The organism is Marinobacterium weihaiense, assembly GCF_019061305.1.
Taxonomy (GTDB): Bacteria; Pseudomonadota; Gammaproteobacteria; order Pseudomonadales; family Balneatricaceae; genus Marinobacterium; species Marinobacterium weihaiense.
On the sequence record NZ_JAHQZT010000012.1, the window covers coordinates 21263 to 48171 of the forward strand.

23 protein-coding genes are annotated in these 26909 nt (G+C 61.8%); 11 read left to right on the forward strand and 12 right to left on the reverse strand.

The genetic code is table 11. The features are described 5' to 3' along the window. Nucleotides 1-31: 31 nt before the first annotated feature. The 7 genes from aroE to KTN04_RS10510 all read right to left on the reverse strand — a co-directional run bounded on the left by aroE (nucleotide 32) and on the right by KTN04_RS10510 (nucleotide 6303). Nucleotides 32-862: a shikimate dehydrogenase gene (gene aroE, locus KTN04_RS10480; RefSeq protein WP_217335186.1), complete on the reverse strand. Its 831-nt coding sequence runs from the start codon at nucleotides 860-862 to the stop codon at nucleotides 32-34. A 1-nt stretch (nucleotide 863) separates the two neighbouring features. Then, nucleotides 864-1778: an oxygen-dependent coproporphyrinogen oxidase gene (hemF, locus tag KTN04_RS10485; protein ID WP_217335187.1), complete on the reverse strand. Its 915-nt coding sequence runs from the start codon at nucleotides 1776-1778 to the stop codon at nucleotides 864-866. A gap of 32 nt (nucleotides 1779-1810) precedes the next feature. Then, nucleotides 1811-2368, reverse strand: coding sequence for an L-threonylcarbamoyladenylate synthase (locus tag KTN04_RS10490; protein ID WP_217335188.1), 558 nt, complete (start codon nucleotides 2366-2368; stop codon nucleotides 1811-1813). A 79-nt stretch (nucleotides 2369-2447) separates the two neighbouring features. Continuing rightward, nucleotides 2448-3512, reverse strand: coding sequence for a 5-(carboxyamino)imidazole ribonucleotide synthase (gene purK, locus KTN04_RS10495; protein ID WP_217335189.1), 1065 nt, complete (start codon nucleotides 3510-3512; stop codon nucleotides 2448-2450). A gap of 5 nt (nucleotides 3513-3517) precedes the next feature. Continuing rightward, entirely contained in the window at nucleotides 3518-4006 is a 489-nt protein-coding gene (gene purE, locus KTN04_RS10500) for a 5-(carboxyamino)imidazole ribonucleotide mutase (RefSeq protein ID WP_217335190.1), read from the reverse strand. 143 nt (nucleotides 4007-4149) lie between these two features. Beyond that, nucleotides 4150-5250 carry a DNA-processing protein DprA gene (gene dprA, locus KTN04_RS10505; RefSeq protein WP_217335191.1) on the reverse strand — a complete coding sequence of 367 codons (1101 nt, stop codon included), beginning with the start codon at nucleotides 5248-5250 and terminating at the stop codon, nucleotides 4150-4152. Nucleotides 5251-5268: 18 nt separating this feature from the next. Beyond that, on the reverse strand, nucleotides 5269-6303 hold the full coding sequence (locus tag KTN04_RS10510; protein WP_217335192.1) for a LysM peptidoglycan-binding domain-containing protein: 1035 nt from the start codon (nucleotides 6301-6303) through the stop codon (nucleotides 5269-5271). Nucleotides 6304-6463: 160 nt separating this feature from the next. Between KTN04_RS10510 and def the strand changes: the two genes are divergently transcribed. The 5 genes from def to KTN04_RS10535 all read left to right on the forward strand — a co-directional run bounded on the left by def (nucleotide 6464) and on the right by KTN04_RS10535 (nucleotide 12153). Further along, a complete protein-coding gene (gene def, locus KTN04_RS10515; protein ID WP_217335193.1) occupies nucleotides 6464-6982 on the forward strand; it encodes a peptide deformylase in 519 nt (172 codons plus the stop codon). Nucleotides 6983-7047: 65 nt separating this feature from the next. Next, a complete protein-coding gene (fmt, locus tag KTN04_RS10520) occupies nucleotides 7048-8001 on the forward strand; it encodes a methionyl-tRNA formyltransferase (protein ID WP_217335194.1) in 954 nt (317 codons plus the stop codon). After that, nucleotides 7994-9313 (forward strand): 16S rRNA (cytosine(967)-C(5))-methyltransferase RsmB, encoded by a 1320-nt coding sequence (gene rsmB, locus KTN04_RS10525; protein WP_254262500.1) that lies wholly within the window; start codon nucleotides 7994-7996, stop codon nucleotides 9311-9313. Before fmt ends, rsmB begins: the two co-directional genes overlap by 8 nt. A gap of 4 nt (nucleotides 9314-9317) precedes the next feature. Further along, entirely contained in the window at nucleotides 9318-10694 is a 1377-nt protein-coding gene (gene trkA / locus KTN04_RS10530; RefSeq protein WP_217335196.1) for a Trk system potassium transporter TrkA, read from the forward strand. Between the two features lie 10 nt (nucleotides 10695-10704). Next, nucleotides 10705-12153 (forward strand): TrkH family potassium uptake protein, encoded by a 1449-nt coding sequence (locus KTN04_RS10535; RefSeq protein ID WP_217335197.1) that lies wholly within the window; start codon nucleotides 10705-10707, stop codon nucleotides 12151-12153. Between the two features lie 12 nt (nucleotides 12154-12165). On the opposite strand, the gene KTN04_RS10540 is transcribed toward KTN04_RS10535, so the two are convergent. Next, a complete protein-coding gene (locus KTN04_RS10540; protein ID WP_217335198.1) occupies nucleotides 12166-13062 on the reverse strand; it encodes a lysophospholipid acyltransferase family protein in 897 nt (298 codons plus the stop codon). A gap of 169 nt (nucleotides 13063-13231) precedes the next feature. On the opposite strand from KTN04_RS10540, the gene glyQ reads away from it, so the two are divergent. Both glyQ and glyS read left to right on the forward strand, forming a co-directional pair. Beyond that, nucleotides 13232-14197, forward strand: coding sequence for a glycine--tRNA ligase subunit alpha (gene glyQ, locus KTN04_RS10545; RefSeq protein ID WP_217335199.1), 966 nt, complete (start codon nucleotides 13232-13234; stop codon nucleotides 14195-14197). Then, the gene (gene glyS, locus KTN04_RS10550; RefSeq protein WP_217335200.1) at nucleotides 14197-16245 is read left to right on the forward strand and encodes a glycine--tRNA ligase subunit beta; all 2049 of its coding nucleotides are present in this window, start codon (nucleotides 14197-14199) and stop codon (nucleotides 16243-16245) included. The genes glyQ and glyS overlap by 1 nt, the downstream gene beginning before the upstream one ends. Nucleotides 16246-16479: 234 nt before the next feature. Here glyS and gyrB read toward each other — a convergent pair whose 3' ends face one another. Together gyrB and recF are read right to left on the reverse strand one after the other, a co-directional pair. Continuing rightward, nucleotides 16480-18900 carry a DNA topoisomerase (ATP-hydrolyzing) subunit B gene (gene gyrB, locus KTN04_RS10555; RefSeq protein ID WP_217335201.1) on the reverse strand — a complete coding sequence of 807 codons (2421 nt, stop codon included), beginning with the start codon at nucleotides 18898-18900 and terminating at the stop codon, nucleotides 16480-16482. After that, nucleotides 18897-20006 (reverse strand): DNA replication/repair protein RecF, encoded by a 1110-nt coding sequence (gene recF / locus KTN04_RS10560; protein WP_217335202.1) that lies wholly within the window; start codon nucleotides 20004-20006, stop codon nucleotides 18897-18899. Before recF ends, gyrB begins: the two co-directional genes overlap by 4 nt. 456 nt (nucleotides 20007-20462) lie before the next feature. Here recF and KTN04_RS10565 point away from each other — a divergent pair, with 456 nt between their 5' ends. Further along, the gene (locus KTN04_RS10565; RefSeq protein ID WP_217335203.1) at nucleotides 20463-21329 is read left to right on the forward strand and encodes a hypothetical protein; all 867 of its coding nucleotides are present in this window, start codon (nucleotides 20463-20465) and stop codon (nucleotides 21327-21329) included. 39 nt (nucleotides 21330-21368) lie between these two features. Here KTN04_RS10565 and dnaN read toward each other — a convergent pair whose 3' ends face one another. Next, nucleotides 21369-22472 (reverse strand): DNA polymerase III subunit beta, encoded by a 1104-nt coding sequence (gene dnaN, locus KTN04_RS10570; protein ID WP_217335204.1) that lies wholly within the window; start codon nucleotides 22470-22472, stop codon nucleotides 21369-21371. A 28-nt stretch (nucleotides 22473-22500) separates the two neighbouring features. Further along, entirely contained in the window at nucleotides 22501-24144 is a 1644-nt protein-coding gene (gene dnaA, locus KTN04_RS10575) for a chromosomal replication initiator protein DnaA (RefSeq protein ID WP_217335205.1), read from the reverse strand. A gap of 505 nt (nucleotides 24145-24649) precedes the next feature. On the opposite strand from dnaA, the gene rpmH reads away from it, so the two are divergent. Genes rpmH through yidC form a run of 3 tightly spaced genes read left to right on the forward strand, consistent with a single transcriptional unit; the run spans nucleotide 24650 to nucleotide 26869 of the window. Further along, nucleotides 24650-24784: a 50S ribosomal protein L34 gene (gene rpmH / locus KTN04_RS10580; RefSeq protein WP_181740180.1), complete on the forward strand. Its 135-nt coding sequence runs from the start codon at nucleotides 24650-24652 to the stop codon at nucleotides 24782-24784. A gap of 30 nt (nucleotides 24785-24814) precedes the next feature. Continuing rightward, nucleotides 24815-25180 (forward strand): ribonuclease P protein component, encoded by a 366-nt coding sequence (gene rnpA / locus KTN04_RS10585; protein WP_217335206.1) that lies wholly within the window; start codon nucleotides 24815-24817, stop codon nucleotides 25178-25180. 21 nt (nucleotides 25181-25201) lie between these two features. Next, entirely contained in the window at nucleotides 25202-26869 is a 1668-nt protein-coding gene (gene yidC / locus KTN04_RS10590) for a membrane protein insertase YidC (RefSeq protein ID WP_217335207.1), read from the forward strand. Nucleotides 26870-26909: the final 40 nt, after the last annotated feature.

Below are 26909 nucleotides of genomic sequence, written 5' to 3' on the forward strand. Positions count from 1 at the left end.
GCACTCGAATCTGACGTCTTGATGACAGCATTCAGGCGGTCTTGAGCGCCGTGCGCAGGGCCTGCATCACCGGCGCCGTGTCGGGCTGTACCCCGCGCCAGATGCGGAAGGACTCCGCTGCCTGCTCCACCAGCATACCCAGACCGTCAATTACCTGAGCAGCGCCCAGCTCCATCGCCCAGCGGCAGAAGGGGGTCGGCTCGGCACCGTACATCATGTCGTAACAGGCGGTGTTCGGCCCCACGCTGGCGGCGGCTATCGGAGGCAGTTCACCCTGCAGGCTGGCGGAAGTACCGTTGATGATCAGGTCGAAGGCTTCGGCGGGTATCTGATCGAAACCGCAGGCCTGCACCCGGCCATCATCGGCGAAGAGTTCGGCCAGCGTTTCGGCGCGGGCAACCGTGCGGTTGGCGACCAGAATGGCGGCCACACCGGCCGCCAGCAGCGGCTGCAGCACCCCGCGCACGGCCCCGCCGGCACCCAGCACCAGCACCCGGGCGCCGTTGAGGGTGACACCGTTATTTTCCGCCAGGTCGCGCACCAGACCGATGCCGTCGGTGTTGTCACCGGCGATGCGGCCATCGTCCAGCCGATACAGGGTGTTCACCGCCCCGGCCAGCTCGGCACGCTCGCTGCGCCACTGCGCCAGCGCCCAGGCCCGCTCCTTGAACGGCACGGTGATGTTCAGCCCCTTGCCGTGGCCCTGCAGAAAGCGCTCCACCGCCGCCTCGAAGTCCTTTTCTTCGATATGCTCGGCGGTGTAGATCAGCGCCTGCCCGGTCTGCGCGGCAAAGCGGGCGTGGATCTGCGGCGACTTGCTGTGCGCGATGGGGTTGCCAAACACGGCGTAGCGGTCGGTCATCTCAGGCCTCCAGCCAGTTGCGCGGCTGCAGGTAACGCTCGTACAGCACCGCTTCCTCGGTACCGGGTTCCGGCTTCCAGTCGTAGTCCCAGCGCACTTCCGGCGGCAGCGACATCAGGATGGATTCGGTGCGGCCACCGGATTGCAGGCCAAACAGAGTACCGCGGTCCCATACCAGGTTGAATTCCACGTAGCGGCCGCGACGGTGCAGCTGGAAGTCACGCTGACGCTCGCCGTAGGGGGTGTCCTTGCGCTTATCGATGATCGGCACGATGGCCGGTGCATAGGCATCGCCGATGGCGCGCATCAGGGCAAAGCTCTGCTCGAAGCCCAGCTCGTTGAGGTCATCGAAGAACAGACCGCCGATGCCACGCGGTTCCTGACGATGCTTGAGATAGAAGTAATCGTCGCACCACTGCTTGAAGCGCGGGTAGATGTCGTCACCGAAGGGAGCACAGGCATCGTGGGCCACCTGGTGCCAGTGGCGGCAGTCGTCGTCGTTGCCGTAGTAGGGCGTCAGATCGAAGCCGCCGCCGAACCACCATACCGGTTCTTCACCTTCCTTTTCGGCAATGAAGAAACGCACGTTGGCATGGGAGGTCGGCACATAGGGGTTGTGCGGATGGATCACCAGCGACACGCCCATGGCTTCAAAGCAGCGACCGGCCAGCTCGGGGCGGTGTGCCGTGGCCGAGCCCGGCAGGGTATCGCCATAGACATGCGAGAAGTTGACGCCACCTTTCTCGATCACCGCGCCCTGGCTGATCACGCGGGTCCGGCCACCACCGCCTTCGGCACGCTCCCAGCTGTCCTCGACAAAACGACCCTCGCCATCGGCCTGCTCCAGCGCCGCACAGATGCGGTCCTGCAGGTCCAGCAGATATTCTTTTACCCGTTTTGCATCAGGTGCCGACATCGTCTCTCTCCAATATGGTTAGCGAATACTTACTACGCCCGTATGGTTTGCATATCCATGATGTTACGAATCACGGTAGGCTTATTCAGGCCACCCAACTCACCCGGCAATATAAAATCAAGGCTGGCACCGAAGTAAGCACTGACTTTCAGTTTTGACTTTGCCGGCTCTGCGGCACTGCGATTGGCTGAAGTGGACACCAGCGGTCCACCGTACTCCCGGCAGAGCGCCTGTACCAGCGGATGCGCACTGACTCTGACCGCCACCTGACTGTGGCAGCCCTTCACCCAGCGCGGGATCAGGTTCTTGGGGTCCGGCAGCAGCCAGGTATTGGGGCCGGGCCAGGTCTCGCTCAGACGCTGGCGCTGTTCATCGCTCAACGGCGCCAGCAGGGGAGCGATCTGGTCTTCATGGGCCGCCACCAGGATCAGCCCCTTGTGTTCAGGCCGCCGTTTCAGCGCCAGCAGGCGCTGTACCGCCTGACGGCTGTAAGGGTCGCACCCCAGCCCCCAGACCGCCTCGGTCGGGTAGGCGATAACACCACCGTTGTTGATACAGCGAACCGCTTCCTTGATTTGCCAGTGATTCATGCGCATACCACCGCGAAAAAACAGAAGGGAAGGGAGGAGCGGCCCCCGTTCAGTGCCGCTCCGAAAGGCGCACGGAGACCTAGGCCTCCAGCTGGGCGATACTCCAGTCGAATACCACCTTGTCGGCCTCATCGACCAGTGTCTGCAACGCCTTCAGGCTGTCGATCAGTTCCGCAGTATTGGCCCGGCAGATATTGACGTGTCCGACCTTGCGGCCCGGACGGATCTCCTTGCCGTACCAGTGCACATGCACACCCGGCACCTGCAGCCACTCGGGCTGCCAGTTGCGTCCCAGCAGGTTGTACATCACCGATACGCCATCGACCGGCGGCGTGATCAGGGGCAGGTCGGCCAGCGCCCGCAGGTGCAGCTGGAACTGGCTGATCGCCGAGCCTTCTTGGGTCCAGTGACCGGAGTTGTGTACGCGCGGCGCCAGTTCGTTGACCAGCAACTTGCCATCAACCACGAAACACTCCATCGCCATCACGCCGATGTAGCCTTCGTCATCCATGATACGCCCCAGCCACTCCTCGGCATTCTGCTGCTGCTCGGCCGGCACCGGCAGATTGGCTACGCTGGCGCGCAGGATGCCGTTTTCGTGCCAATTGCGGGTCAGCGGGTAGAACACCTTTTCACCGGCCGCGTTACGCGCGCCGACCAAAGAGACTTCGTGGCTGAACGGGATCATCGCCTCGGCGATGCATTCACCGGCCCACTCGGCTTCGGGCTGGTCGCCTTTCTGCCAGCGCCACTGACCGCGACCGTCGTAACCGCCGCGACGGCGCTTGACGATCACCTTGTCGGCCACGGATTCCAACTGGGATGTCAGATCACCCTCTTCCAGGCTGACCCAGGGCGAGGTCGGCACCTGCAGGCGATCCAGCAACGCTTTCTGGCGCTGACGGTCGATCACCGCGTACAGGGCCTCGGCGTTGCGGAAATTCGGGTGCTGCTTCAGCTGCAGACCGCTGACACTGTCGGACCAGTGTTCGATCTCGACGGTGATCACATCGTCCGGGCGCAGACCCAGCTCGATATCGCCATTGGGATCAACAGGCATCACGTCCAGCTGCAGCGGCGCACCGGCCTGCTGCAGCATCTGGCCCAGCTGGCCGTTACCGGCGACGACGATTCGTGGCAGCATGGCAATCAACCTCGCGGATCGGGATTATCAAGAACGGTCTGGGTCTGGGCCTGACGCCAGTCGGCCAGGGTCTGCGCCAGCGCCTTGTCTTCGGTGGCCAGCATCTGCGCCGCCAAGAGACCGGCGTTGAAGGCACCGGCACCGCCGATGGCCAGGGTGCCGACCGGCACGCCACGCGGCATCTGCAGGATCGACAGCATGCTGTCCTGACCGTTCAGCGCCTTGCTCTGTACCGGCACGCCCAGTACCGGCACCAGGGTCTTGGCCGCGATCATACCCGGCAGATGGGCAGCCCCGCCGGCACCGGCGATGATCACCTTGAAACCGTTGTCGGCGGCCTGCTCGGCGAACCGAAACATCTTGTCCGGTGTACGGTGTGCGGAGACCACTTCGGTGTGGTACTCGACGCCCAGGGTGTCAAGAATTCCGGCCGCTTCCTCCATGGTGGGCCAATCCGAACGCGAACCCATCACGATCGCCACTTTTGCACTCATCTGTTACTCCCGTCATCACTCTGACTGCGCAGCAGGGCAGGGCGCCGCCACCACACGTACGGTCTGGCTTCCGGCCGGGCCGGAAAAAAGGAAAGGGCGCAATTATAGCAAGCGGTGGACGAAAATTCCCCACCTTCCTCATCCTAGCGCAGCCGGCGCACGCGTGAGCCGCTCAGCTCGATGCGGCCTTCCAGCTGCAGCAGCATCAGCCCGGCCTGCAGTTCGGCCACCGGCAGTGCCAGCTCGGTCGCCAGCTGGTCCAGCCAGACGCTGTCAAAGGGAATCTGCCGCAGCAGCGGGTCATCCGTCTCTGCGACATCAGCCGGCCCCGGCGCCACCTCGGCAGGACTCAGACAGCCCAGTAACGGCCCCAGCTGTTCAATAATCTGGTCAACCTGCTCCACCAGCGTAGCCCCCTCCCGAATCAGGGCATGGCAACCCCGGCTGACCGGGTTGTGAATCGAGCCGGGAATGGCAAACACCTCACGCCCCTGCTCCAGGGCCTGTCGTGCCGTGATCAACGAACCGCTGCGCAGCGCAGCTTCCACCACCAGCGTACCCAGCGACAGACCACTGATGATGCGGTTGCGGCGGGGAAAGTTGGCCGACAGTGGTGGCGTCCTGGGCGGGTACTCGGACACCAGGGCACCGCCCTGAGCAACGATGTCAGCCGCAAGCGCCTGGTGGCGGCGCGGATATACCTGATCGATGCCGGTGCCGATCACCGCCACCGTCGGCTGCCCCAGTTTGACGCAGGCCTGGTGAGCGGCGGCATCGATTCCCAACGCCAGCCCACTGACCGGGATCACGCCGGCACGGCTGAACGCCGCCGCAAAGTCATGTGCCAGACGACAGCCTTCCCGACTGGCCTTGCGGCTGCCCACCAGGGCCAGCTGGGGCAGGGACAGTATATCCGGGGCACCGCGCACCCACAGCAGGGCCGGAGGATCGATAATCTGGCGCAGAAGATCGGGATAGCGGGCATCGGACAACGTTATCAGATGCAGGGCTTCATGCTCGGCATAGGCCAACAGTTCGTCTGCCCGGCGATAGAGTGCGCCTTGGCGCTGGTAGTCATGGAGGGCAGCCAGTGTCTGGGGACGCAAGCGGCAGTGGGGTGGCAGGCCGGTTTCGGCCCGCAGCAGGCGGGGCAGATCCACGCCTTCCTGGCGGAGTCGTGCCAGCGTTGCCGGGCCCAGGCCCGGTAACAAACTGACAGCGACCCACTCCCTTGGATCGCTCATGGACATGGTCTCCTTGTATCAGGGGGTGCGTAGCTCGTCACCCACCGAAATCACATTGGTCGCATTGAGCACCAGTCCATAGCTGACACGGTCAAAGATCTTGAACACCATCAGCTCACCGGCACGCTCGGCCGGCAGGTTAACCAATTCGCCATTGACCGGGTCTTTGACCTGCTCGCCCTTCTTGTAGATGGCGAATACATGGCCGGGCTCGACCCCCTCGAACTCACCCACGCTCAAGGCCACAGCATCAAACTGGCCGATCTTGGCCACGCCGCCGAGTACGTCGATGATCACGCCACTCTCGACCTCAGGCGCCGGCTGCGGCTGGAATACGGACTGGATACGCTTGGACTGGCTGGGCAGCAGTCGATCGCGGGTGCGTACTTCCTCGCGGGTCTTATCAAGATCCAGCGTGACCACATCGCCATCCACGGAGGCAACCGACACGTCTGCCACCTTGTAGAGTTCATAACCGAGGAACTCGCCGGTCACCGGATGGGTGTACTCACGCGACGGACGGTACAGCGTCTGCTGCTCGGCCTCTTCCTCAACCAGCATGCCCCGGGCATAGACACGGTCACCGGCGCCGGCAATGATGCTTTCGTTACGACCGCCGATCACGTAGGGCGCCGACTGCAGCACATCATCCTGGGTCACCAGGTTATCGTTCAGGAAGCTGGCAATGTCACGCAGCGGGATGGCCGGTACCGGCTGCGCCAGCGGTTGCACGCGCACCTGCGGGCTGAGCTTGCGCAGGCCACGACGCAGGTTGAGACGCGGCTGACCATCGACCCAGGTCAGGTAGATCTGGTCGCCCGGATAGATCAGGTGAGGGTTTTCAATCTGAGGATTGACCTCCCAGACTTCGGGCCAGCGCCAGGGGGTCTGCAGGAAGCGCCCCGATATGTCCCACAGGGTATCGCCCTTGACCACCACATATTCGGTCGGGTGATCTTCCTGCAGTTTCAGCCGGTCCGCGCGCTCGGCGGCAGTTGCCGTTCCTGCCAGCATCAGGCAGGCGCCAACCACGCCATACAGCAATCCTCTCATTGTTCAGCTCCCTTGTACGTTAGGCCTAAGACAACCCGCCGCATCCGCGTGCTCCAGGTCCGCAAAGCAATGCATTAGTCAGGTTATTCAGTATAATGATGGCTGTTCATTTTTTTTACCACTAAGGGCCGGATTTTAACGTCCGCTAAAGCAGATACCTATGGCCAAGCTCAATATTCTCGAATTTCCTGATCCGCGTCTAAGAACCATCGCCGAACCGGTTGAACAGGTTGATGACGAGATCCGCCAACTGGTCGACGACATGTTCGAGACCATGTACGACGCGCCGGGCATCGGTCTGGCGGCGACCCAAGTGAACGTGCACAAGCAAGTCGTGACCATCGACCTGTCGGAAGACGGCACCGAGCCGCTGGTGATGATTAACCCGTCCTACACCGTGCTGCAGGATGAGCTGGAGCAGATGCAGGAAGGCTGTCTGTCGGTCCCCGGCTACTATGAAGAGGTCGAGCGTCCCAACCGCATTCTGCTCAAGGCGCTGGACCGGGATGGCAAGCCCTACGAACTGGAAGCGGACGGCCTGCTGGCCGTGTGCATTCAGCACGAACTGGATCACCTAAACGGCAAACTGTTCGTTGACTACCTCACCGCGCTGAAACGCAACCGCATTCGTACCAAGCTGGAGAAAAAGCACCGGCTTGAAGCCCAGCACCAGGGCTGATCGACCCGGCATGTTCCGAAACAGGTTTGCGCAGGCAAGCCTGTTTTTGTATGGAGTTTCGTTGAATGAGTAATACCCCTCTGCGCATCGTCTTTGCCGGCACCCCGGAATTTGCCGCCGAAAGCCTGGCGGCGGTCCTGGCCAGCGACCACCAGGTGGTGGCGGTCTATACCCAGCCGGACCGGCCTGCCGGCCGTGGCCGCAAGCTGCGTCCCAGTCCGGTCAAGGCGCTGGCCCTGCAACACGACCTACCGGTACACCAGCCCCTGAGCCTCAAGGATAGCGAACAGCAGCAGATCCTCGCTGACCTGAACGCGGACCTGATGATCGTGGTCGCCTATGGACTGCTGCTGCCACAGGCCGTTCTGGATACCCCGCGCCTGGGCTGCATCAACGTACACGCCTCGCTGCTGCCGCGCTGGCGCGGTGCCGCGCCGATCCACCGCGCGCTGCTGGCGGGTGACGCCACCACCGGCATCACCATCATGCAAATGGATGCCGGACTGGATACCGGCGACATGCTGAGCAAGGCCGAGTGCACTATTGAAGCCGGCGACACCAGCGGCAGCCTGCATGACCGCCTGGCGGCGATCGGCGCCAAGCTGCTGGTCGACACCCTGGCCCCTCTGGCTTCCGGTACCCTGACACCGGAAGCCCAGGACAACGACCAGGCCACCTATGCCCATAAGCTGGACAAACAGGAAGGGCAGATTGACTGGGCGCTGTCCGCGGAAGACGTGGCCCGCCGCGTGCGCGGCTTCAATCCCTGGCCGGTCTGTTTTACCCGGTTGGGTGAAGACAACCTGCGGGTCTGGTTGGCCGAACCGGAGACCGCCGTCGCGGCCGACGCAGCCCCCGGCACCATCGTCGCTGCCGACGCGGACGGCCTGCGCGTTGCCTGTGGCCAGGGCTGTGTTCGCCTGACCCAGCTGCAGCTGCCCGGCGGCAAGGCCCAGCCGGTCAAGACTCTGCTCAATGCCCACAGAGACCGTTTCGCCCCGGGGGTTCGCCTTGGCTGATGCAATCAACATTCGGGCGCTGGCTGCCGACGTGTTGGCGCCGCTGCTGCGTCAGCACGGCTCCCTGAACACTCATCTGCCCGACGCCCTGGCACACTGTCCGCCGCAGGATCGCGCCCTGCTGCAGCAGCTGTGCTATGGCAGCATGCGCGAGCTATTTCGACTGCAGGCTCTGGCGCAAAAGCTGCTGCAAAAGCCGTTCAAACCGCAGGATATGGACCTTCAGGCCCTGCTGCTGATCGGCCTCTGGCAGCTCAGGTCCAGCCGCATTCCGGCCCATGCCGCCCTGCATGAAACCGTTGAAGCTACGCTGGTCCTGAATAAACCCTGGGCCAAAAAGCTGTTCAACGCCGTGCTGCGCCGTTACCAGCGCGAGCAGGATACACTGGAACAGCAGCTGGCAGACGACCCCTGTTTCACGTGGAACCATCCCGACTGGTTCGTCAGCAAGCTGCAGCACAACTGGCCCGACCACTGGCAGCACATTCTCGCCGCCAACGACGAACAGGCACCGCTGACCCTGCGTGTCAACCGACGCCAGCAGAGCCGGGAGCAGGCACTCGCCCGTCTGAATGCGGCCGGCATCGACGCCAGCACCTGCCGCTTCAGCGCCGACGGCCTGACCCTGGCCCAGGCCATGGACGTCAACGCACTGCCCGGGTTCGAACAGGGCGCGCTGAGCGTGCAAGACGAGGCCGCCCAGCTGGCGGTCCAACTGCTTGATCTACAGCCGGGGCTGCGGGTACTGGATGCCTGTGCGGCGCCCGGCGGCAAGCTGTGTCATCTGCTTGAAGTCGCTCCCGAGCTACAGGCGGTCACCGCCGTCGAGCTGGAACCGGCCCGGGCCCAACGCATCGCCGACAACCTGCAGCGCTTGAACCTGCAGCTTGAATGCCAGGTGTTGACCGCCGATGCCAGCAGCCGCGACTGGTGGCAGGGCCAGCCCTATGACCGGATTCTGGTGGATGCCCCCTGCAGCGGCACCGGCGTCATTCGCCGCCACCCGGACATCAAGTGGTTGCGCCGGGGCGAAGACATCGCGGCTCTGGCGCAGGTACAGCTGGGCATCCTGGCCAACCTCTGGCAGCTGCTGCCGCCGGGCGGGCGTCTGGTCTATGCCACCTGCTCCATCTTCAGCCAGGAAAACGAGCGCATCATCGAACGCTTCCTTAAACAGCAGGCAGACGCACGCCACGCGCCCATCGAGGCACCCTGGGGCGAAGCCCGTCCCTTCGGGCGCCAGCTGTTTCCGCAGCCGGGCGGCCACGACGGTTTCTATTATGCGGTGCTGAGCAAAGCAACGGACACCTGAGCCTATGAAGATCATCATTCTGGGAGCCGGGCAGGTCGGCGGCTCGCTGGCCGAGCATCTGGCCAACGAAGCCAACGACATTACGGTCATCGACACCGACAGCGCACGCCTGCGCGAACTGCAGGACCGGCTCGATATCCGTACCATCGAAGGCAAGGCCTCCTATCCCAGCGCCCTGGAGCAGGCCAGCGCTCAGGATGCCGACATGCTGATTGCCGTTACCAACAGTGACGAGGTCAACATGATCGCCTGCCAGATCGCCCGCACCCTATTCACCGTGCCTACCAAGATCGCCCGCGTGCGCGAACATGACTACCTGCAGCGCAACCACGCCATCTTCGGTGACAAGGGCATCCCCGTGGACGTGCTGATCAGCCCGGAAGAACTGGTAACCCAGCACATCAAGCGCATGATCCAGTACCCCGGTGCCCTGCAGGTGCTCGACTTTGCCTCGGGTCAGGCCCAGTTGGTTGCGGTCAAGGCCTATTACGGCGGTCCGCTGGTCGGGCGCGAGATCTCCTTCCTGCGCTCGCACATGCCCAACATCGACACCCGCGTGGCCGCCATCTTCCGTCAGGATCATCCCATGATTCCGAAAGGGGATACGGTGATCGAGGCCGATGACGAGGTGTTCTTCATTGCCGCCCGGCGCGACATCCGCGCCGTCATGAGCGAACTGCGCCGACTGGACCGCTCCTACAAGCGCATTATGATCGCCGGCGGCGGCAATATCGGCGCCCGGCTGGCCGGCTCGCTGGAAAACGACTACCAGGTCAAGCTGATCGAGCGCGACCTGGGGCGCTGCAACTGGCTGGCCCGGGAGTTGAACAACACCATCGTGCTGCACGGCAGCGCCTCCGATCGCGATCTGCTGGTGGAGGAGAACATCGAGGACACCGACGTGTTCTGCGCGCTGACCAACGATGACGAGGCCAACATCATGGCCTCGATGCTGGCCAAGCGGCTGGGCGCGCGCACGGTGATGACCCTGATCAACAACCCGGCCTATGTCGATCTGGTGCAGGGCGGCGTCATCGATATCGCCATCTCGCCGCAGCAGACCACCATCGGCGCGCTGTTGACCCATGTGCGCCGCGGCGACGTCGCGGCCGTACACTCGCTGCGGCGCGGCGCCGCCGAGGCACTGGAAGCGGTCGCTCACGGTGACAAGCGCAGCTCGCGGGTTGTCGGGCGCGCCATCGAGGAGATCGACCTGCCGCCGGGCACCACCATCGGTGCCATCATCCGCGGCAACGAGGTGCTGATTGCCCATGACGATCTGGTGATCGAAAACGACGACCATGTCATCCTGTTCCTGGTAGACAAGCGGCGCATTGCGGAAGTGGAGCGCCTGTTCCAGGTCGGCCTGACCTTTTTCTGAGGCACTGTCGATGCACTTTCAAGTGATCCTGCGCATTCTGGGTATCCTGCTGATGATCTTCAGCATTACCCAGCTGCCGCCCCTGGCGGTCTCCCTGTTTTATCAGGACATGACTCACTGGGCCTTTGCCACCGCCTTTGCCATCACCCTGGTGACCGGCTTCATCATCTGGGTCCCGGTGTATGCGGTGCGTCAGGAGCTGAGTATTCGCGACGGTTTTCTGGTCACCGTGCTGTTCTGGACGGTGCTGGGCGTATTCGGTTCGCTGCCGCTGATGCTGGCCGAGGAGCCCGGCCTATCGGCGGTGGATGCGGTATTCGAGTCGATTTCCGGGCTGACCACTACCGGGGCCACGGTCATGACCGGCCTGGACAGCTTGCCACACTCGATTCTCTATTATCGCCAGCAGCTGCAGTGGCTGGGCGGCATGGGGATCATCGTGCTGGCGGTGGCGATTCTGCCCATGCTCGGCATCGGCGGCATGCAGCTGTACCGGGCCGAAACGCCGGGGCCGGTCAAGGACAACAAGCTGACGCCGCGTATCACCGAAACCGCCAAGGCACTCTGGTACATCTACCTGTCGCTGACCGTCGCCTGCGCACTGGCCTACTGGCTGGCCGGCATGACCCCCTTCGACGCCATTGGCCACAGCTTCTCCACCGTGGCCATCGGCGGCTTCTCCACTCATGATGCCAGCATCGGCTATTTTGACAGTGCCGCCATCGAGGCGATCGGCATCTTCTTCATGGTGGTGGCCGGCATCAACTTCGGACTGCATTTCTTCGCCTGGCGCAACCACACGCTGCTGCATTACCTGCAGGACCCCGAGGTAAAGTTCTACCTGTCACTGCTGGGGCTGATCACGCTGCTGTCGATGTTCGTGCTGGTGATGACCGATACCTATCCGGCGGTGGAATCCCTGCGCCGGGCCGCCTTCATGGTGGTGTCAGTGGCGACCACCACCGGCTTTGCTACCGCCGATTTCGCCCACTGGCCGGCCATGCTGCCGTTCATGCTGTTCGTGCTGGCGTTTGTCGGCGGCTGCGCCAGCTCCACGGCAGGGGGCATGAAGGCGATCCGGGTCCTGCTGATCCTCAAGCAGGGCTACCGCGAGATTCTGCGCCTGATCCACCCCAATGCGGTGATCCCGGTCAAGCTGGGGTTGCGGCCGATTCCCGACCGCATTCTGCAGGCGGTCTGGGGCTTCTTCTCGGTATACCTGATCGTCTTCGTGGTGATGCTGATCGCGCTGCTGGCCACCGGTCTGGATCAGGTCACGGCCTGGTCGGCGGTGGGCGCCACGCTGAACAACCTGGGCCCGGGGCTGGGCGAGGTGGCGGCCCACTTTGGCGGCCTCAACCCGACCGCCAAGTGGATTCTCTGCTTTGCCATGCTGCTGGGGCGTCTGGAAGTCTTCACCATGCTGGTACTGTTCACTCCGGCCTTCTGGCGCCGCTGAGGCGGCAGCACCCTAGCTGTAGAAACGAGGTGCGCCTTCGGGACGGGTGCTGAAACGGCGGTATTCCCACTGATACTGCTCCGGCAGGGCACGGACACAGGTCTCCACCGACCGGTTCATGGCCGCTGCCGCCGCCTCCAGATCGCGGCTGTTAATCTGCTCATCCGCCGCTACGAAGTGCAAGTCGAAGCCCTGTGCATCGGGCAGGCGCTCGGCATAGCCGCAGACCACCACCGCACCGGTCTGTGCCGCCAGCTGCGGCAGCAGCTTCATGGTCAGCGCCTGGACGCCGAAGAAAGGCACATGGATGCCACCGCTGCGATCCGGTTCCTGATCCGGCAGGATCCCGACCATCTCGCCACGCCGGAGTGCCTTCATCACCATGCGCACGCCACGCGTATCGGCCGGTGCCATGCGTGTGCCCAGCCGGGCACGCATGCGCTTGATCAAGTCGTCCATCAGCTTCATCTGCGGCGGCTTGTACATGGCGGTAAAGGGGTAGTGGGCCGATAGGTAGAGATTGAGCACTTCCCAGTTGCCCAGGTGCGGCGCGATCAGAATCACCCCCTTGCCCGCATCAATCGCCTCGGCAAGCAGCGCTTCGTTGTGCACCTGACGCACCTTTTTCAATGTGCGCTCGGCCGGCCACAGCCAGGCCATGCCCATCTCGCACAACGAGCAGCCGGTCTGCTGCAGGCTGGCACGGGCCAGTGCCTCACGCTCGGATTCGCTCCATTCGGGAAAGCAGGCGTTGACGTTGCGCCGTGTCTGCCGGGTCATCTTGGCGGCATCCCCCTTGCGCCAGTAACGGTTGCCCAGGCGGTGCCCCAGCCGCTGTGACAGACTCAACGGCAACAGCGCCAGCAACCCCAGCAGGGCAACGGCCAGCAATGACTTGATCAGCTTCACGGTTTTCTCCATCCATCCGGTACAGGCCCCTGATTATAGTCAGACCGAGCGCCGGGCGTAAGCGATGGCCTCCGACGGCCAGAAAGATGCCGCCGGGTCAAGCGGGGAGGGGGCATTCAGGCCGCTGTCATGTATAATTCTGCTCCTATTTCGACCACATTCAACAGCAATGGTGATTTCCGTGACTGACAAGGTGACTCCAGACGTTAGCACATTCCAGGGACTGATCCTGGCCCTGCAGCAATACTGGGCCGAACAGGGCTGTGTCATCGTGCAGCCACTGGACCTGGAGGTGGGTGCCGGTACCTTCCACCCCTGTACCTTCCTGCGGGCCATCGGCCCCGAAACCTGGCGCTCCGCCTATGTGCAGCCCAGCCGCCGTCCCACCGATGGCCGCTATGGCGAAAACCCCAACCGCCTGCAGCACTACTACCAGTTCCAGACTGTACTCAAGCCTTCGCCCGATAACATTCAGGAACTCTACCTGGGTTCCCTGGAACGTTTGGGCATCGACCTGGGCGTGCATGATGTGCGCTTTGTCGAAGACAACTGGGAATCACCGACCCTCGGTGCCTGGGGCCTGGGCTGGGAAGTCTGGCTCAACGGCATGGAAGTGACCCAGTTTACCTACTTCCAGCAGGCCGGCGGTCTGGAATGTTACCCGGTCACCGGCGAGATCACCTACGGTCTTGAGCGTATCGCCATGTATATCCAGAACGTGGACAGCGTCTACGATCTGGTCTGGGCCCGCCACCCGGACGGCAGCGAAGTGACCTATGGGGATGTCTTCCACCAGAACGAAGTGGAGATGTCGACCTACAACTTCGAACACGCCGATGTCCCGGCACTGTTCACCAACTTCGATCACTACGAAGCCGAGTGCCAAAAACTGCTCGCCGCCAACCTGCCGCTGCCGGCCTATGAAATGGTGCTCAAGGCATCGCACACCTTCAACCTGCTGGATGCCCGTCACGCCATCTCCGTGACCGAGCGCCAGCGCTACATCCTGCGTGTGCGCACCCTGGCCCGCGACGTGGCCCATGCCTATTTCGAGGCGCGTCGTGCCCTTGGTTTCCCGATGGCCCCTGAAGCGATTCGGGCAGAAGTTCTGGCTGCCTGCGAGGAGGATAAGTAATGTCCCAGCACGATTTTCTGGTAGAACTCGGCACCGAAGAGCTGCCGCCCAAGGCGCTGAAGACCCTGTCCGGCGCCTTCCTCAATGGCATCACCGCCGGTCTGGACGCCGCCGGTATCGGCTATGCCGAGGCGCGTCCCTACGCCGCACCCCGTCGTCTGGCCGTATTGCTCAGCGGTATCCAGCTGCAACAGCCGGATCGCCCGATCGAAAAGCGCGGCCCGGCCACCCAGGCACCCGAAAAGGCGGTACAGGGCTTTGCCGGCTCCTGCGGTGTCGACATCGACCAGCTGGACGTGATGGAAACGCCCAAGGGCAGCTACTACGTTTACCGTGGCGTCGAGCAGGGGCAGAGCACAGCCTCTCTGCTGCCGGGCATTGTTACCGAATCCCTGAACAAGCTGCCGATCCCCAAGCGCATGCGCTGGGGTGCCTCGCGCACAGAATTTGTACGTCCGGTTAAATGGCTGTGCATGCTGCTGGGTGATGAGGTGGTTGACGCCGAGATCCTCGGCCTGAAAGCCGGTCGCAAGACCCGCGGCCACCGCTTCCACTACAACCATGACATCGAGCTGATCGCCCCGGCGGATTACGCCCGCGTGCTGAAGGAAACCGGCAAGGTGATGGCCGATTTCGCCGAGCGCCGTGAGCTGATCCGCGAGCAGGTGATCCGCGAGGGCGAGCGCATCGGCGGCGTGGCCCAGATCGATGACGACCTGCTGGACGAAGTCACCGCACTGAACGAGTGGCCGGTGGCCCTGACCGGTCGTTTCGAAGAGCGCTTCCTGGACGTACCGGCGGAAGCGCTGATTCTGTCGATGAAGGAAAACCAGAAGTACTTCCACGCCCTGGATGCCGACGGCAAGCTGATGCCGTACTTCATCACCGTCGCCAACATCGAGTCCAAGGACCCGCAGCAGGTGATCGAAGGCAACGAGAAGGTGATCCGTCCGCGCCTGGCGGATGCGGCCTTCTTCTTCGACACCGACAAGAAGCAGCCACTGGAAGCCCGCATCGAGAAGCTGAAGTCGATCGTGTTCCAGCAGCAGCTGGGCACCGTGTTCGACAAGACCCAGCGCATCGAAGGCCTGGCGGCGTCGATTGCCGAGCTGATCAACGGTGATGCTGGCTACGCCCGTCGCGCCGCAGCGCTGAGCAAGTGCGACCTGATGACCGACATGGTGTTCGAGTTCACCGAACTCCAGGGCCTGATGGGCTATCACTATGCACTGCATGATGGCGAGCCGGAAGAGGTTGCCCAGGCGATGAACGAGCAGTACCTGCCGCGCTTTGCCGGTGATGACCTGCCCGCGACCCGCACTGGTATCGCCCTGGCGATTGCCGACCGCCTGGACACCCTGACCGGCCTGTTCGGCATCAACCAGCCGCCGACCGGCTCCAAGGACCCGTTCGCGCTGCGCCGTGCCGCCTTGGGCGTGCTGCGCATTATCGTCGAGCACAAGTTGGACCTGGATCTGCATCAGCTGCTGACCCTGGCCGCCGAACAGCACGGCGATCTGCCGGGCAGCGAAGGCCTGGCCGATCGCGTGCTCGACTTCATGCTGGACCGTTTCCGCGCCTGGTATGACGACCGCGGCATCAGCGCCGAAACTTTCCTGGCCGTCCATGCCCTGCGCCCGACCAGCCCGCTGGATTTCGACCGCCGCATCGACGCCGTCAGTCACTTCCGCAACCTGGCGGAAGCGGAAGCCTTGGCCGCCGCCAATAAGCGCGTCAGCAACATCCTCAGCAAGCAGGGCGGCGATATCAGCAGCGCGGTGAATGCCGATCTGTTGCAGGAAGCCGCCGAGCAGGCCCTGGCGTCCGCGCTGACTTCGGCCGAGCATGAGCTGCAGCCGCTGTTCGAGCAGGGCGACTACCGCACCGCGCTGGAACGCCTGGCCGGTTTGCGTGACGTGATCGACAGCTTCTTCGACAACGTCATGGTAATGGCAGACGACGAAGCAATCCGGGCCAACCGCCTGGCACTGCTGAAGCGTCTGCGTCGACTCTTCCTGGGGGTAGCGGATATCTCGCTGCTGGGCTAAGCGCTTAGCCCCTCCAAGACAAGCCCCGCAACTGCGGGGCTTTTTTTGGCCCGCCGTTCAGCAATGGCACTGCCGAAACAGATCCCGACTGTTTCACGTGAAACATCTTCTATACGGCCATGACAGCATTTGGCACGCATACCCGACCTGAATAACGGCTGCACCTGTTCCTCACCACAGGCGCAAAAAAGCCGCTCCTAAGAGCGGCTTGTTGGACGGGCTGACAGTTGCCGATCAGATATCCAGGTTGGAAACGTTCAGGGCATTGGATTCGATAAAGTTGCGGCGCGGCTCCACCTCGTCGCCCATCAGCGTGGTAAACAGCTGGTCGGCTGCAATGGCATCGTCCACGGAGACCTGCAGCATGCGACGCGCGTTAGGGTCCATGGTGGTTTCCCACAGCTGCTCCGGGTTCATCTCGCCCAGCCCCTTGTAGCGCTGGATGGCATTGCCGCGACGGGACTGTTCCAGCAGCCAGCGGATGCCTTCGCCCAGCTCGTTCAGGGCAAAGCGGCGCTCGCCACGTGCCAGGTAGGCACCGTCGTCCAGCAAGGACTGCAGCTCCTGACCCAAGGCCACGATGGACTGATAATCACGGGAGCGGAAGAACTCCACATCCATCACGTAATCGGTATCCACGCCGTGCTGGATAATCTTGATCAGCGGCAGGAACAGGCTGTGCTCACGGTCTTCCTTCAGCGAGCACTCGTAGCGCTCACCGCCATCGACATAGGTGGCCAGCGCTTCACACAGACGCTCGGACCAGGCCTGAACGGCCGCGGCATCGGCCAATTCTTCAACCGCCAACACCGGCAGGTAGAGCAGCCGCTTGAGCACTTCCTGCGGATAGACCCGGCTGAGGCGCTGACACATGCGCTCAACCTGACGGTAGCGCGTGATCAGCGATTCCAGCGCGGCACCGGAAATAGCCGGTGAGTCTTCACTCGGATGCAGACTGGTGCCGTCCAGTGCGCCCTGCAGCAGGTGGTTGTCCAGCGCTTCGTCATCCTTCAGGTACTGTTCCTGCTTGCCCTTCTTGATCTTGTACAGCGGCGGCTGGGCGATGAAGATGTGACCGCGTTCGATCAGCTCCGGCATCTGGCGGAAGAAGAAGGTCAACAGCAGGGTACGGATGTGCGAGCCGTCCACATCCGCATCGGTCATGATGATGATGCTGTGATAGCGCAGCTTGTCCGGGTTGAATTCCTCGCGGCCGATGCCGCAGCCCAGCGCGGTGATCAGGGTACCGACTTCCGCCGAGGTCAGCATCTTGTCAAAGCGGGCCTTCTCCACGTTGAGGATCTTGCCCTTGAGCGGCAGAATCGCCTGGGTACGGCGGTCACGGCCCTGCTTGGCCGAGCCGCCCGCGGAGTCACCCTCCACCAGGTAGAGTTCTGACAGCGCCGGATCCTTCTCCTGGCAGTCCGCCAGCTTGCCGGGCAAGCCGGCCACGTCCAGCGCGCCCTTGCGACGGGTCATTTCACGCGCCTTGCGGGCCGCTTCACGGGCACGGGCGGCATCGATCATCTTCTGCACCACCGCCTTGGCATCCTGCGGATGTTCCAGCAGGTATTCCTGCAGCTGCAGCCCCATCAACTGTTCCACAGCCGTTTTTACCTCGGACGAAACCAGCTTGTCCTTGGTCTGAGACGAGAACTTGGGGTCGGGCACCTTGACCGAGATGATCGCGGTCAGTCCTTCACGGCTGTCGTCACCGCTGGTGCTGACCTTACCGTTCTTGTTCAGCTGCTCGTGCTCGATATAGCTGTTCAGGCTGCGGGTGAGGGCGGTGCGGAAACCGGACAGGTGGGTACCGCCGTCGCGCTGCGGAATGTTATTGGCAAAACAGTGCAGGCTTTCCTGGAAGCTGTCGTTCCACTGCATCGCCACTTCAACACCGACGCCGTTTTCATGCATCAGATTGAAGTGAAAGATCTGGTTGATCGGCGACTTATTCTGGTTCAGGAACTCCACGAACGCGGCCAGACCACCCTCGTACTCGAACACTTCTTCACGGCCGCTGCGCTCATCCTTCAGGCGAATGCGCACGCCGGAGTTCAGGAACGACAGTTCACGCAGGCGCTTGGCGAGGATGTCGTACTGAAAGCAGATGTTGCTGAAGGTCTCTTCCGACGGCTTGAAGCGCACGATGGTGCCGCTCTGGTCGGTTTCGCCCACCACCGCCAGCGGGGCCGCCGGTACACCGTGGTGGTAGATCTGTTCGTGCACCTGACCGGCGCGGCGGATGGTCAGCTTGAGCTCGGAGGAGAGGGCGTTGACCACGGACACGCCGACTCCATGCAGGCCACCGGAGACCTTGTAGGTGTTGTCGTCGAACTTGCCGCCAGCGTGCAGCACGGTCATGATCACCTCGGCTGCCGACACGCCTTCCTCTTCGTGGATGTCGGTCGGGATGCCGCGGCCATTGTCGGACACGGTCACGCTCTCGTCGGGATGGATGGTCACGCCGATTTCAGAGCAGTGACCGGCAAGCGCCTCGTCGATGCCGTTGTCGACCAGCTCGAATACCATGTGATGCAGGCCGCTGCCGTCATCGGTATCGCCAATGTACATGCCCGGTCGTTTCCTGACGGCATCAAGCCCCTTCAGGACCTTGATACTGGACGAGTCGTAGTTCTGGTTTTCACCACTCATGTTTGATCTCCTGGCGCACCCTTGTGCGTTAACGTACCGGATTCCACCCTGAACAGTGCAACATCAGTCTCGGGCTGCCAGATCCGGCTCAACAGGCCGGGATCCACGCAGGTGATAAAGCACTGATTGGCACTCGCCTCCAAAAATTCGCAAAACCGCCGGCAGTGATGCTCATCGAGCTCCGACGGCAGGTCGTCGATCAGATAAATGCAGGCGCGGTTGCTGAGGCGATGAAACAGCGCACCCTGGGCCAGCCTGAACGCACTGACCACCAGTTTTTTCTGACCACGAGAAAGGCGGTCGGCGGCATTCAAAGTGCCGACCTTGAACCTGAGGTCCGCGCGCTGCGGCCCCAGGCCGGTAAAGCCCTGGCGCAGATCGCGCTCGAAGCTTTCCGCCAGCAGAGCCTCCAGCCCCTTGCTGCGGTCCCAGCCGGGACTGAACAGCAGACGCACCTCCACGCCCCGCAGCAGGGCCGACAGCGCGGCCTCGAAGTCGGGCCGCAGGCGGTCGATATAGGCCTGCCGATGGTCTGTCATGGCGTCGGCATAATGAACCAGTTCGGCATCCCAGACCTTGCGTACGCGAGGGTCGATTTTACCACATTTCAGCAACGAATTTCGCTGTTTCAACGCACGTTTGAAGCCGCGCCAGTGCTGGATGAACGCCGGATCGGCATGGAAGGCGCCCCAGTCGAGAAACTGGCGCCGCACCCCGGGGCTGCCATCCAGCAGATCGAAGGTGTCACTGTTGATCACCTGCAGCGGCAGCAGTTCGGCCAGGTCGGTCGGCCCCAGACTCTGGCCGGCATAGCGGGCACGCACTTCACCTTCCAGGCTGCGTTCGACCCCCAGCGGGCGCGGCGTGTTCTGATTCAGCGGATCGGCCTGGGCAAACACCAGTGCCTGCTGCTGTCCTTCCTGTAGCAGGTGGCGGAACTGGCTGCCGCGGAAGGAACGGGTCAGCCCCAGAAAATGGATCGCTTCCAGCACGCTGGTTTTGCCGCTGCCGTTGTCGCCATAGAGGATATTGATCCGGCTCAGCGGGGCCAGACTGACGGTATCGAGATTGCGAATGTGCTGGATCTTGAGCTGCTTGAGCGGCATGAAGGCTTAACGCGTGCGTCCGGGGTTGGCGGGCAAATATGGCCGCTGGGGCGATCATCTTAAGGCCATATAGTACCGCTCCTGCCGATGAATGTCTGCGCCCCTAATGCTCGCAATCTATCAGGCACACCGAAGAGATCCACTAGTGACCGCATTTGCGTACAGAATGTTTGAAATGCATGTTTAATTGGCTATTATGAACGTTAGTTTGGATGCTCCCAAAGGGAAAATCTTACCCACGAGGATCATGGCAGGGATTGCCGCCGATTCGATGCACCTGCAGGACGCGCCTCCCGGCACCGCATCAATCCGCTCGTTTCCGTGTACCCACCAGGTGCACTGGCCTGATGGCCACTGTTCTGCCCCCAATGGTTTGTCTTCTCGATCTGCCCGCGCATCCAGCCTCCACAGCTCAGCGGCGCACCGAGCTGACAACAATAATAACCGGAAAGTGCCATGCCCTGTTTTACCGTGACCTTTACCCGCTCGGTACTGGATCGTCTGACCGAGCATTCCGAACACTACACTCCCATGGAACTGGCCTGCCTCGAGACAGGAGAGCCGCAGTTCTGGCTCAAGGCCCCCACGGCAGCCCTGGCCGAAACCTTCTGCCGCCTGACAGCGGGTAATGACGACTTCACCTGTCTCGCGCTGGACACCCCGGCCGTTGACGGCACGGGGGATGAACTCGACAGCGGCATCGATATTGTGCTGGATTATGACGGTATGCCGGTAAAATACAGGGATACACCTGTACTGACCGCCCTCTGCAATGCCGTACCGCCGCTGACCGAACATGCCCGTTTCGCACGCGAGTTCACCGAGATGCTGGCGGCGGCCGGCTTCGGTGACGTTCAGATCGATGCGGCGCTGTCGCTGCTGGACGGGCGTGTCGACCCTGAACACACCCGTGCCGGTCAGCAAATGCACGGCCCTGATGCCGACCGCCAGGCGCTGCTGCAGGAAGCGCTGAATGAAGTGCTCTGGCTGCACGGCGTCAGCCGCGATCCCAAACATGACTTTGTCTGGCTGGAAACCCGTGGCCAGTACAGTGCAACTCTGTGCTGGCACAAGGATCAGCTGCTCTGTGGCCCGGCAGATGAGTTGCTGGCACGCATCACTGACTGGCATCAGAACGTGCTGGAGTTACAGGCGGATGCGGATTCCCTGCTGGGGCAGGTGCTGCTGAAACGCAAGCTATCCCTGCCGGGCAAACTCACGCCGGCCCCAGTATGCCTGGAAGCTTGGCAGCTGTATCAGCAGGAGCAGATTCTAGACGCGCTGGATACGAATCTGGAGGCGCTGCTGGCCCACGCCATTTAGTAGGCGTGGGCTCTGGCAGCAAGGCGGGATGCGGCGCAATTACATCCGCATCGGCATGACAACGTACAGCGCTTCCGGCTCGTCCTGGCCCTGGATCAGGGCGCTGCTGTTGGAGTCCAGCAAGGTGAAGCGCACTACGTCGGAATTGAGGATCGACAGCACGTCCAGCAGGTAGTTGACGTTGAAGCCGATCTCCAGGTGACCGCCCTGATAATCCACGGCCACGGTTTCTTCCGCTTCTTCCTGCTCCGGGTTGTTGGCCATCACCTGCAGATAACCGTCATTCAGGGTCAGACGTACGCCGCGGTACTTCTCGTTGGACAGAATCGCGATGCGGCTGAACACCTGGCGCAGCTCCTGGCGATCGCCCAGCAGCTCCTTGTCGCCGTTGCGCGGGATCACGCGCTGGTAATCCGGGAACTTGCCGTCCACCAGCTTGGAGGTGAAGGTGAAGTCACCCACGTTGGCGCGGATATGGTTGGCACCAATGACCAGCTTGACGCTCTCGTCACCGCCCTGCAGCAGGCGGGCCAGTTCCAGAATCCCCTTGCGCGGTACGATGATCTGCTGCTGGGAACCAGCATCGGTATCCACGCCGCTGACCGATGTGGCCAGACGGTGGCCGTCGGTGGCGACGCTGCGCAGTTCGCCGTCCTTGACCTCCAGCAGCATACCGTTGAGGTAGTAGCGCACGTCCTGCTGCGCCATGGAGAAGCCGGTCTGTTCGATCAGGCGACGCAGCGCCGACTGCGGCAGCTGCAGTTCGAAGGTCTCCGGGCTGTCTTCCACATTGGGGAATTCATGCGCCGGCAGGGTGGACAGGCTGAAACGGCTGCGACCGGACTTGATCATCATCTTCTGGCCGGACAGCTCCAGTTCAATGCGGGCATCATCGGCCAGAGATTTGCAGATATCCATCAGCTTGCGGGCCGGTACGGTCACCGAGCCGGCCTCGGCCGGTTCGTCCAGCTGTACACGTCCCACCAGCTCGACTTCCAGGTCGGTGCCGGTCAGCGACAGCTGGTCACCCTCTGCCACCAGCAGGATGTTGGACAGCACCGGCAGTGTCTGACGGCGTTCCACAACACCAGCGACCAGCTGCAGTGGTTTGATGAGCGCTTCGCGGGATATAACAAGTCTCATGATTCTGGCTACCCTGTCAGGTCCATCACTACGCCGTCAGATGACGCAGCAGGTTTTTGTAATCTTCAGCAATATCGGTATCGGTCTCACGCAGCGACTTGATCTTGCGGCAGGCGTGCAGCACCGTCGTATGATCTCGGCCGCCAAAGGCGTTGCCGATTTCGGGCAAACTGTGGTTGGTCAACTCTTTCGCCAGGCTCATGGCCATCTGACGCGGCCGCGCCACAGAACGGCTACGGCGTTTGGAGAGCAGATCAGCCACCTTGATCTTGTAATAGTCGGCGACTACCCGTTGAATGTTGTCAATACTAACCTGTTTGTCCTGCAACGCCAGCAGGTCTTTCAGGGATTCCTTGATAAAGGGAGTATTGATCGCATTCCCGGTAAAGTGGGCGTTGGCGATAACACGCTTGAGCGCGCCTTCCAGCTCGCGCACGTTGGAGCGGATTTTCTGCGCCAGGAAGAAGGCGGCATCGTCGGGCAGGTTGACCTGCGCTTCCTGCGCCTTCTTCATCAGAATCGCCACCCGGGTTTCCAGTTCCGGCGGCTCGATCGCGACCGTCAGGCCCCAGCCGAAGCGGGACTTGAGGCGTTCTTCCACACCATGGATCTCCTTCGGATAGCGGTCACTGGTCAGGATCATCTGCTGACCGCCTTCAAGCAGGGCGTTGAAGGTATGGAAAAACTCTTCCTGGGAACGCTCCTTGCCGGCAAAGAACTGAATGTCATCAATCAGCAGCGCATCCACCGACCGGTAGTAGCGCTTGAAGTCGTTGATGGCATTCAGCTGCAGTGCCTTGACCATGTCGGCTACGAAGCGCTCGGAGTGCAGGTAAACGATACGGGCATTGGGGTTGCGCTTGAGCATTTCGGTTCCCACCGCATGCATCAAGTGCGTTTTACCCAGGCCCACGCCGCCATAGATAAACAGTGGATTGTAAGACCCGCCCGGATTGTCGGCCACCTGCTGAGCCGCGGCCAGCGCCAGCTGGTTGGACTTGCCCTGCACAAAGGACTCGAAGGTGAACATCGGGTTGAGGTTGGACTGATGGCGCACGCCCCCCTCGACCTCGACCCGACGGCCCCCGCCCATGCCGGAAATGCCCGCCATGCTATTGATCGGCTCGGGCTGTTCAAACTGATCGAAGAAGCCCATCTGCGGTGTCGGCTCGACAGCCGGTTCAACCACGGCATCATCCACGCGGGAAGTATCGGGCCGGGGCTGGGACGTCGGTGCCGCCTGGGGCATCATCTGAGATGCCGGCTGAGGCTGACCGTTGAGGGCCATGGCCGATTCAGGCCCTGCCTGCCAGCTCGATGCTGACGAGGGCTCAGGCGGACGGGCCACTGGCGCTTGACGTTCCGGCATGGCTCGCGGTGTGCGCATGCGGCCGGGTGCCGTGCGCGGACGCGGGGCGGCCGCCGAAGGACCCGATACGTCAAGGCGTACCTCGACGCTCATGTCACCTGTGGTTTCGCAGACGGCCTGCTGGATACGGGCCAGGAACTTGTCGGCGACCCAGTCCTTGACGAAACGGTTGGGCGCCAGCAACAGCAGTTCGCTGCCCGCACTGTCTTGCGCGCGCAGAGGCCTTATCCAAGTGTTGAATTGCTGGGAGGGAAATTCCTGCTGCAACGCCCGCAGGCACTGCTCCCAAAGATCAACTGACATCCATCTACTCCCGACCGCTCAGGCTTCAGAGTCCAAGGGGTGATCACGTATATAAAAGGAGCATCATTCTAACGCCTTGAAACACGGTTATCCACAGTAAAAACCGCTTTTGTGCAAAAAGATGAATAACTCCTGCGACCGTGGAAAAACCGGGACTCCGACCAATCAGGCCCCTGTCAAACCGGCTGGAAAACAGTTTGAGAACATGTTGTATTCAGCTTAATCAACAGATCAATACATTGTTTTAAAAGGATTAAACTAGGATATCAACAAAATCATGGCTAGCCTGCGTCCATTTCACTGTGCCGGCTTCCTTGCCCTGGGTATCCACGGCAGTCCGTATCGCCGCTTGAGCATCCACGGAAACCTGAATCGGCCATTTTTTCGGCAATTCTGCAAAAAGTGTTTGCAAGATAACCAGTAATTCCCTAAGATTTCGCGTCTTGATTTTTTACCCGTGGATATCAGCCACCTCACGTACATCAGTGTAAGTAGGACTGAGGCAATGAAAAGAACATTCCAACCCAGCGTTCTGAAACGCAAACGTAATCACGGTTTCCGTGCTCGCATGGCCACCAAAGGCGGCCGTCAGGTTCTGAACCGTCGTCGCGCCAAAGGTCGTAAGCGTCTGTCTGCTTGATTCAGACACTGCATAAGGTCGCATGACTGAATGACCGACTTCCGATATCCCCGCCAGTTGCGTCTGTTGACCGGCGGGGATTTCAAACGCGTTTTCGACCGAGCGGTCGTCAAAGTACCGGAACAGCAGCTGCTGATCCTGGCCCGCCCCAACGATCTCGGACATCCCCGGATCGGCTTTGTCATATCCAAGAAAAATGTCCGTCGGGCGGTGCAACGTAACCGTGTACGGCGTATCATTCGCGAATCGTTTCGCCTGCACCAGCATCAACTCCCGGCTCTCGACATGATTATCCTGGCCCGCAAGGGACTGGACACTCTTGATAACGCCGAATTGCATGCCATGATCAGGCGTTGCTGGTCCCGCGCCGGCAAGAAAGCCCGAAAGCTCACATAACAAACTGATGGTTCTTCCACCATGGATGTACAGCGAGTCATACTGATTGCCGCTCTGGCACTGGTCTCCTATCTGATGGTGCTGCAGTGGAACGAGGACTATGGTCCTTCCCAGCAGCCACAGCAGCAGGCCGCTACCGTCTCCGCCTACGCCGACGCTGCCGCGGGCGAAGCTTCCGAACTGCCCCAAGCCAGCAACGCCACCGGTAATGCTGACATTCCGGCAACTGCCGCCGGTCCGATTGCCGCCGCCAAAAGCCAGTCCTTGATCCATGTGCGTACCGACGTCCTCGACCTGTTGATCGATCCGCATGGCGGCGACATCATTCAGGTGGCGCTACCGGAGCACCTGGCAGCCCTGGCCAGCGACCAGCCTTTCGTGCTGCTGGAGCAGAATGCCAACCGTACCTATGTGGCCCAGAGCGGCCTGATCGGTCGCAATGGCCCGGATGCCAGCGCCGACGGTCGCCCGGTCTATAGTGCGGCCCAGTCCGAATACACGCTGGAAGGCGATACCCTGAACGTCGACCTCACGCTGACCACGGACCAGGGTGTTGACGTCACCAAGCGCTTCACCTTTGCCAAGGGCGCCTACAAGGTCGATGTCGAATTTATCGTCAATAACGCCTCCGACGCGCCTTTCGAAGCAGTCCTGTTCGGTCAGATCAAGCGTGACGGTTCCGCCGATCCGTCGCAACAGACCAGCATGGGCATGCAGTCCTATCTGGGTGCCGTGTTCTCCACTGCCGAGAACAACTACCAGAAAGTCGATTTCGACGACATGGACGAAGAGCGCTTCAAGGCCCAGAGCCCGGATGGCTGGGTCGCCATGGTGCAGCACTATTTCCTCAGTGCCTGGATTCCGGCACCGGGTGCCGAATACACCTATGAATCCCGCAAGATCAACGGCCAGTACCTGGTCGGCTTCCTGTCACCGAGCTTCAGTGTGGCACCGGGCCAGACCCAGACGGTCAGTGCCGACTTCTATGCCGGTCCCAAGGATGTTGATCAGCTGGAACAGATCGCACCGAACCTGGAACTGACCATCGATTACGGCTGGCTGTGGTGGATCGCCTCGCCGCTGTACATGCTGCTGAAGTGGATTCACTCAGTGGTGGGCAACTGGGGCCTGGCAATCATCGGCATCACCATCCTGGTCAAGGCCGCGCTGTTCCACCTGAACGCCAAGGCGTTCAAGTCCATGGCCAAGATGCGCAAGTTCGGTCCGGAAATGGCCCGCCTGAAGGAACTCTACGGTGATGACCGCCAGAAGATGTCCCAGGAAATGATGAAGCTGTACCAGAAGGAAAAGATCAATCCGCTGGGCGGCTGTCTGCCGATCCTGGTGCAGATGCCGGTATTCATCGCCCTGTACTGGGTACTGATGGAATCCGTCGAGCTGCGTCATGCGCCGTTCTATGGCTACATTCAGGATCTGTCGCAGATGGACCCGTACTTCATCCTGCCGATCCTGATGGGTGTGACCATGTTCATCCAGCAGATGCTGAACCCGACTCCGCCTGATCCCATGCAGGCCAAGATGATGAAAATGCTGCCGATTCTGTTCACCTTCTTCTTCCTCTGGTTCCCGGCCGGTCTGGTGCTGTACTGGCTGGTCAATAACATTCTGTCGATCGCCCAGCAGTACGTGATCAACAAGCAGATCGAAGCCGGCGACGTCAAAGACTAACGCTCGCTTCCACAGTAGAATAAAAGGCTCCTTCGGGAGC

What these genes read in the sequence shown, in the direction of transcription:
- aroE (WP_217335186.1), bottom strand. Translation starts at nt 862, where the DNA reads ATGACCGACCGCTACGCCGTGTTTGGCAACCCCATCGCGCACAGCAAG.
- hemF (WP_217335187.1), bottom strand. Translation starts at nt 1,778, where the DNA reads ATGTCGGCACCTGATGCAAAACGGGTAAAAGAATATCTGCTGGACCTG.
- KTN04_RS10490 (WP_217335188.1), bottom strand. Translation starts at nt 2,368, where the DNA reads ATGAATCACTGGCAAATCAAGGAAGCGGTTCGCTGTATCAACAACGGT.
- purK (WP_217335189.1), bottom strand. Translation starts at nt 3,512, where the DNA reads ATGCTGCCACGAATCGTCGTCGCCGGTAACGGCCAGCTGGGCCAGATG.
- purE (WP_217335190.1), bottom strand. Translation starts at nt 4,006, where the DNA reads ATGAGTGCAAAAGTGGCGATCGTGATGGGTTCGCGTTCGGATTGGCCC.
- dprA (WP_217335191.1), bottom strand. Translation starts at nt 5,250, where the DNA reads ATGAGCGATCCAAGGGAGTGGGTCGCTGTCAGTTTGTTACCGGGCCTG.
- KTN04_RS10510 (WP_217335192.1), bottom strand. Translation starts at nt 6,303, where the DNA reads ATGAGAGGATTGCTGTATGGCGTGGTTGGCGCCTGCCTGATGCTGGCA.
- def (WP_217335193.1), top strand. Translation starts at nt 6,464, where the DNA reads ATGGCCAAGCTCAATATTCTCGAATTTCCTGATCCGCGTCTAAGAACC.
- fmt (WP_217335194.1), top strand. Translation starts at nt 7,048, where the DNA reads ATGAGTAATACCCCTCTGCGCATCGTCTTTGCCGGCACCCCGGAATTT.
- trkA (WP_217335196.1), top strand. Translation starts at nt 9,318, where the DNA reads ATGAAGATCATCATTCTGGGAGCCGGGCAGGTCGGCGGCTCGCTGGCC.
- KTN04_RS10535 (WP_217335197.1), top strand. Translation starts at nt 10,705, where the DNA reads ATGCACTTTCAAGTGATCCTGCGCATTCTGGGTATCCTGCTGATGATC.
- glyQ (WP_217335199.1), top strand. Translation starts at nt 13,232, where the DNA reads ATGGTGATTTCCGTGACTGACAAGGTGACTCCAGACGTTAGCACATTC.
- glyS (WP_217335200.1), top strand. Translation starts at nt 14,197, where the DNA reads ATGTCCCAGCACGATTTTCTGGTAGAACTCGGCACCGAAGAGCTGCCG.
- gyrB (WP_217335201.1), bottom strand. Translation starts at nt 18,900, where the DNA reads ATGAGTGGTGAAAACCAGAACTACGACTCGTCCAGTATCAAGGTCCTG.
- recF (WP_217335202.1), bottom strand. Translation starts at nt 20,006, where the DNA reads ATGCCGCTCAAGCAGCTCAAGATCCAGCACATTCGCAATCTCGATACC.
- KTN04_RS10565 (WP_217335203.1), top strand. Translation starts at nt 20,463, where the DNA reads ATGCCCTGTTTTACCGTGACCTTTACCCGCTCGGTACTGGATCGTCTG.
- dnaN (WP_217335204.1), bottom strand. Translation starts at nt 22,472, where the DNA reads ATGAGACTTGTTATATCCCGCGAAGCGCTCATCAAACCACTGCAGCTG.
- dnaA (WP_217335205.1), bottom strand. Translation starts at nt 24,144, where the DNA reads ATGTCAGTTGATCTTTGGGAGCAGTGCCTGCGGGCGTTGCAGCAGGAA.
- rpmH (WP_181740180.1), top strand. Translation starts at nt 24,650, where the DNA reads ATGAAAAGAACATTCCAACCCAGCGTTCTGAAACGCAAACGTAATCAC.
- rnpA (WP_217335206.1), top strand. Translation starts at nt 24,815, where the DNA reads ATGACCGACTTCCGATATCCCCGCCAGTTGCGTCTGTTGACCGGCGGG.
- yidC (WP_217335207.1), top strand. Translation starts at nt 25,202, where the DNA reads ATGGATGTACAGCGAGTCATACTGATTGCCGCTCTGGCACTGGTCTCC.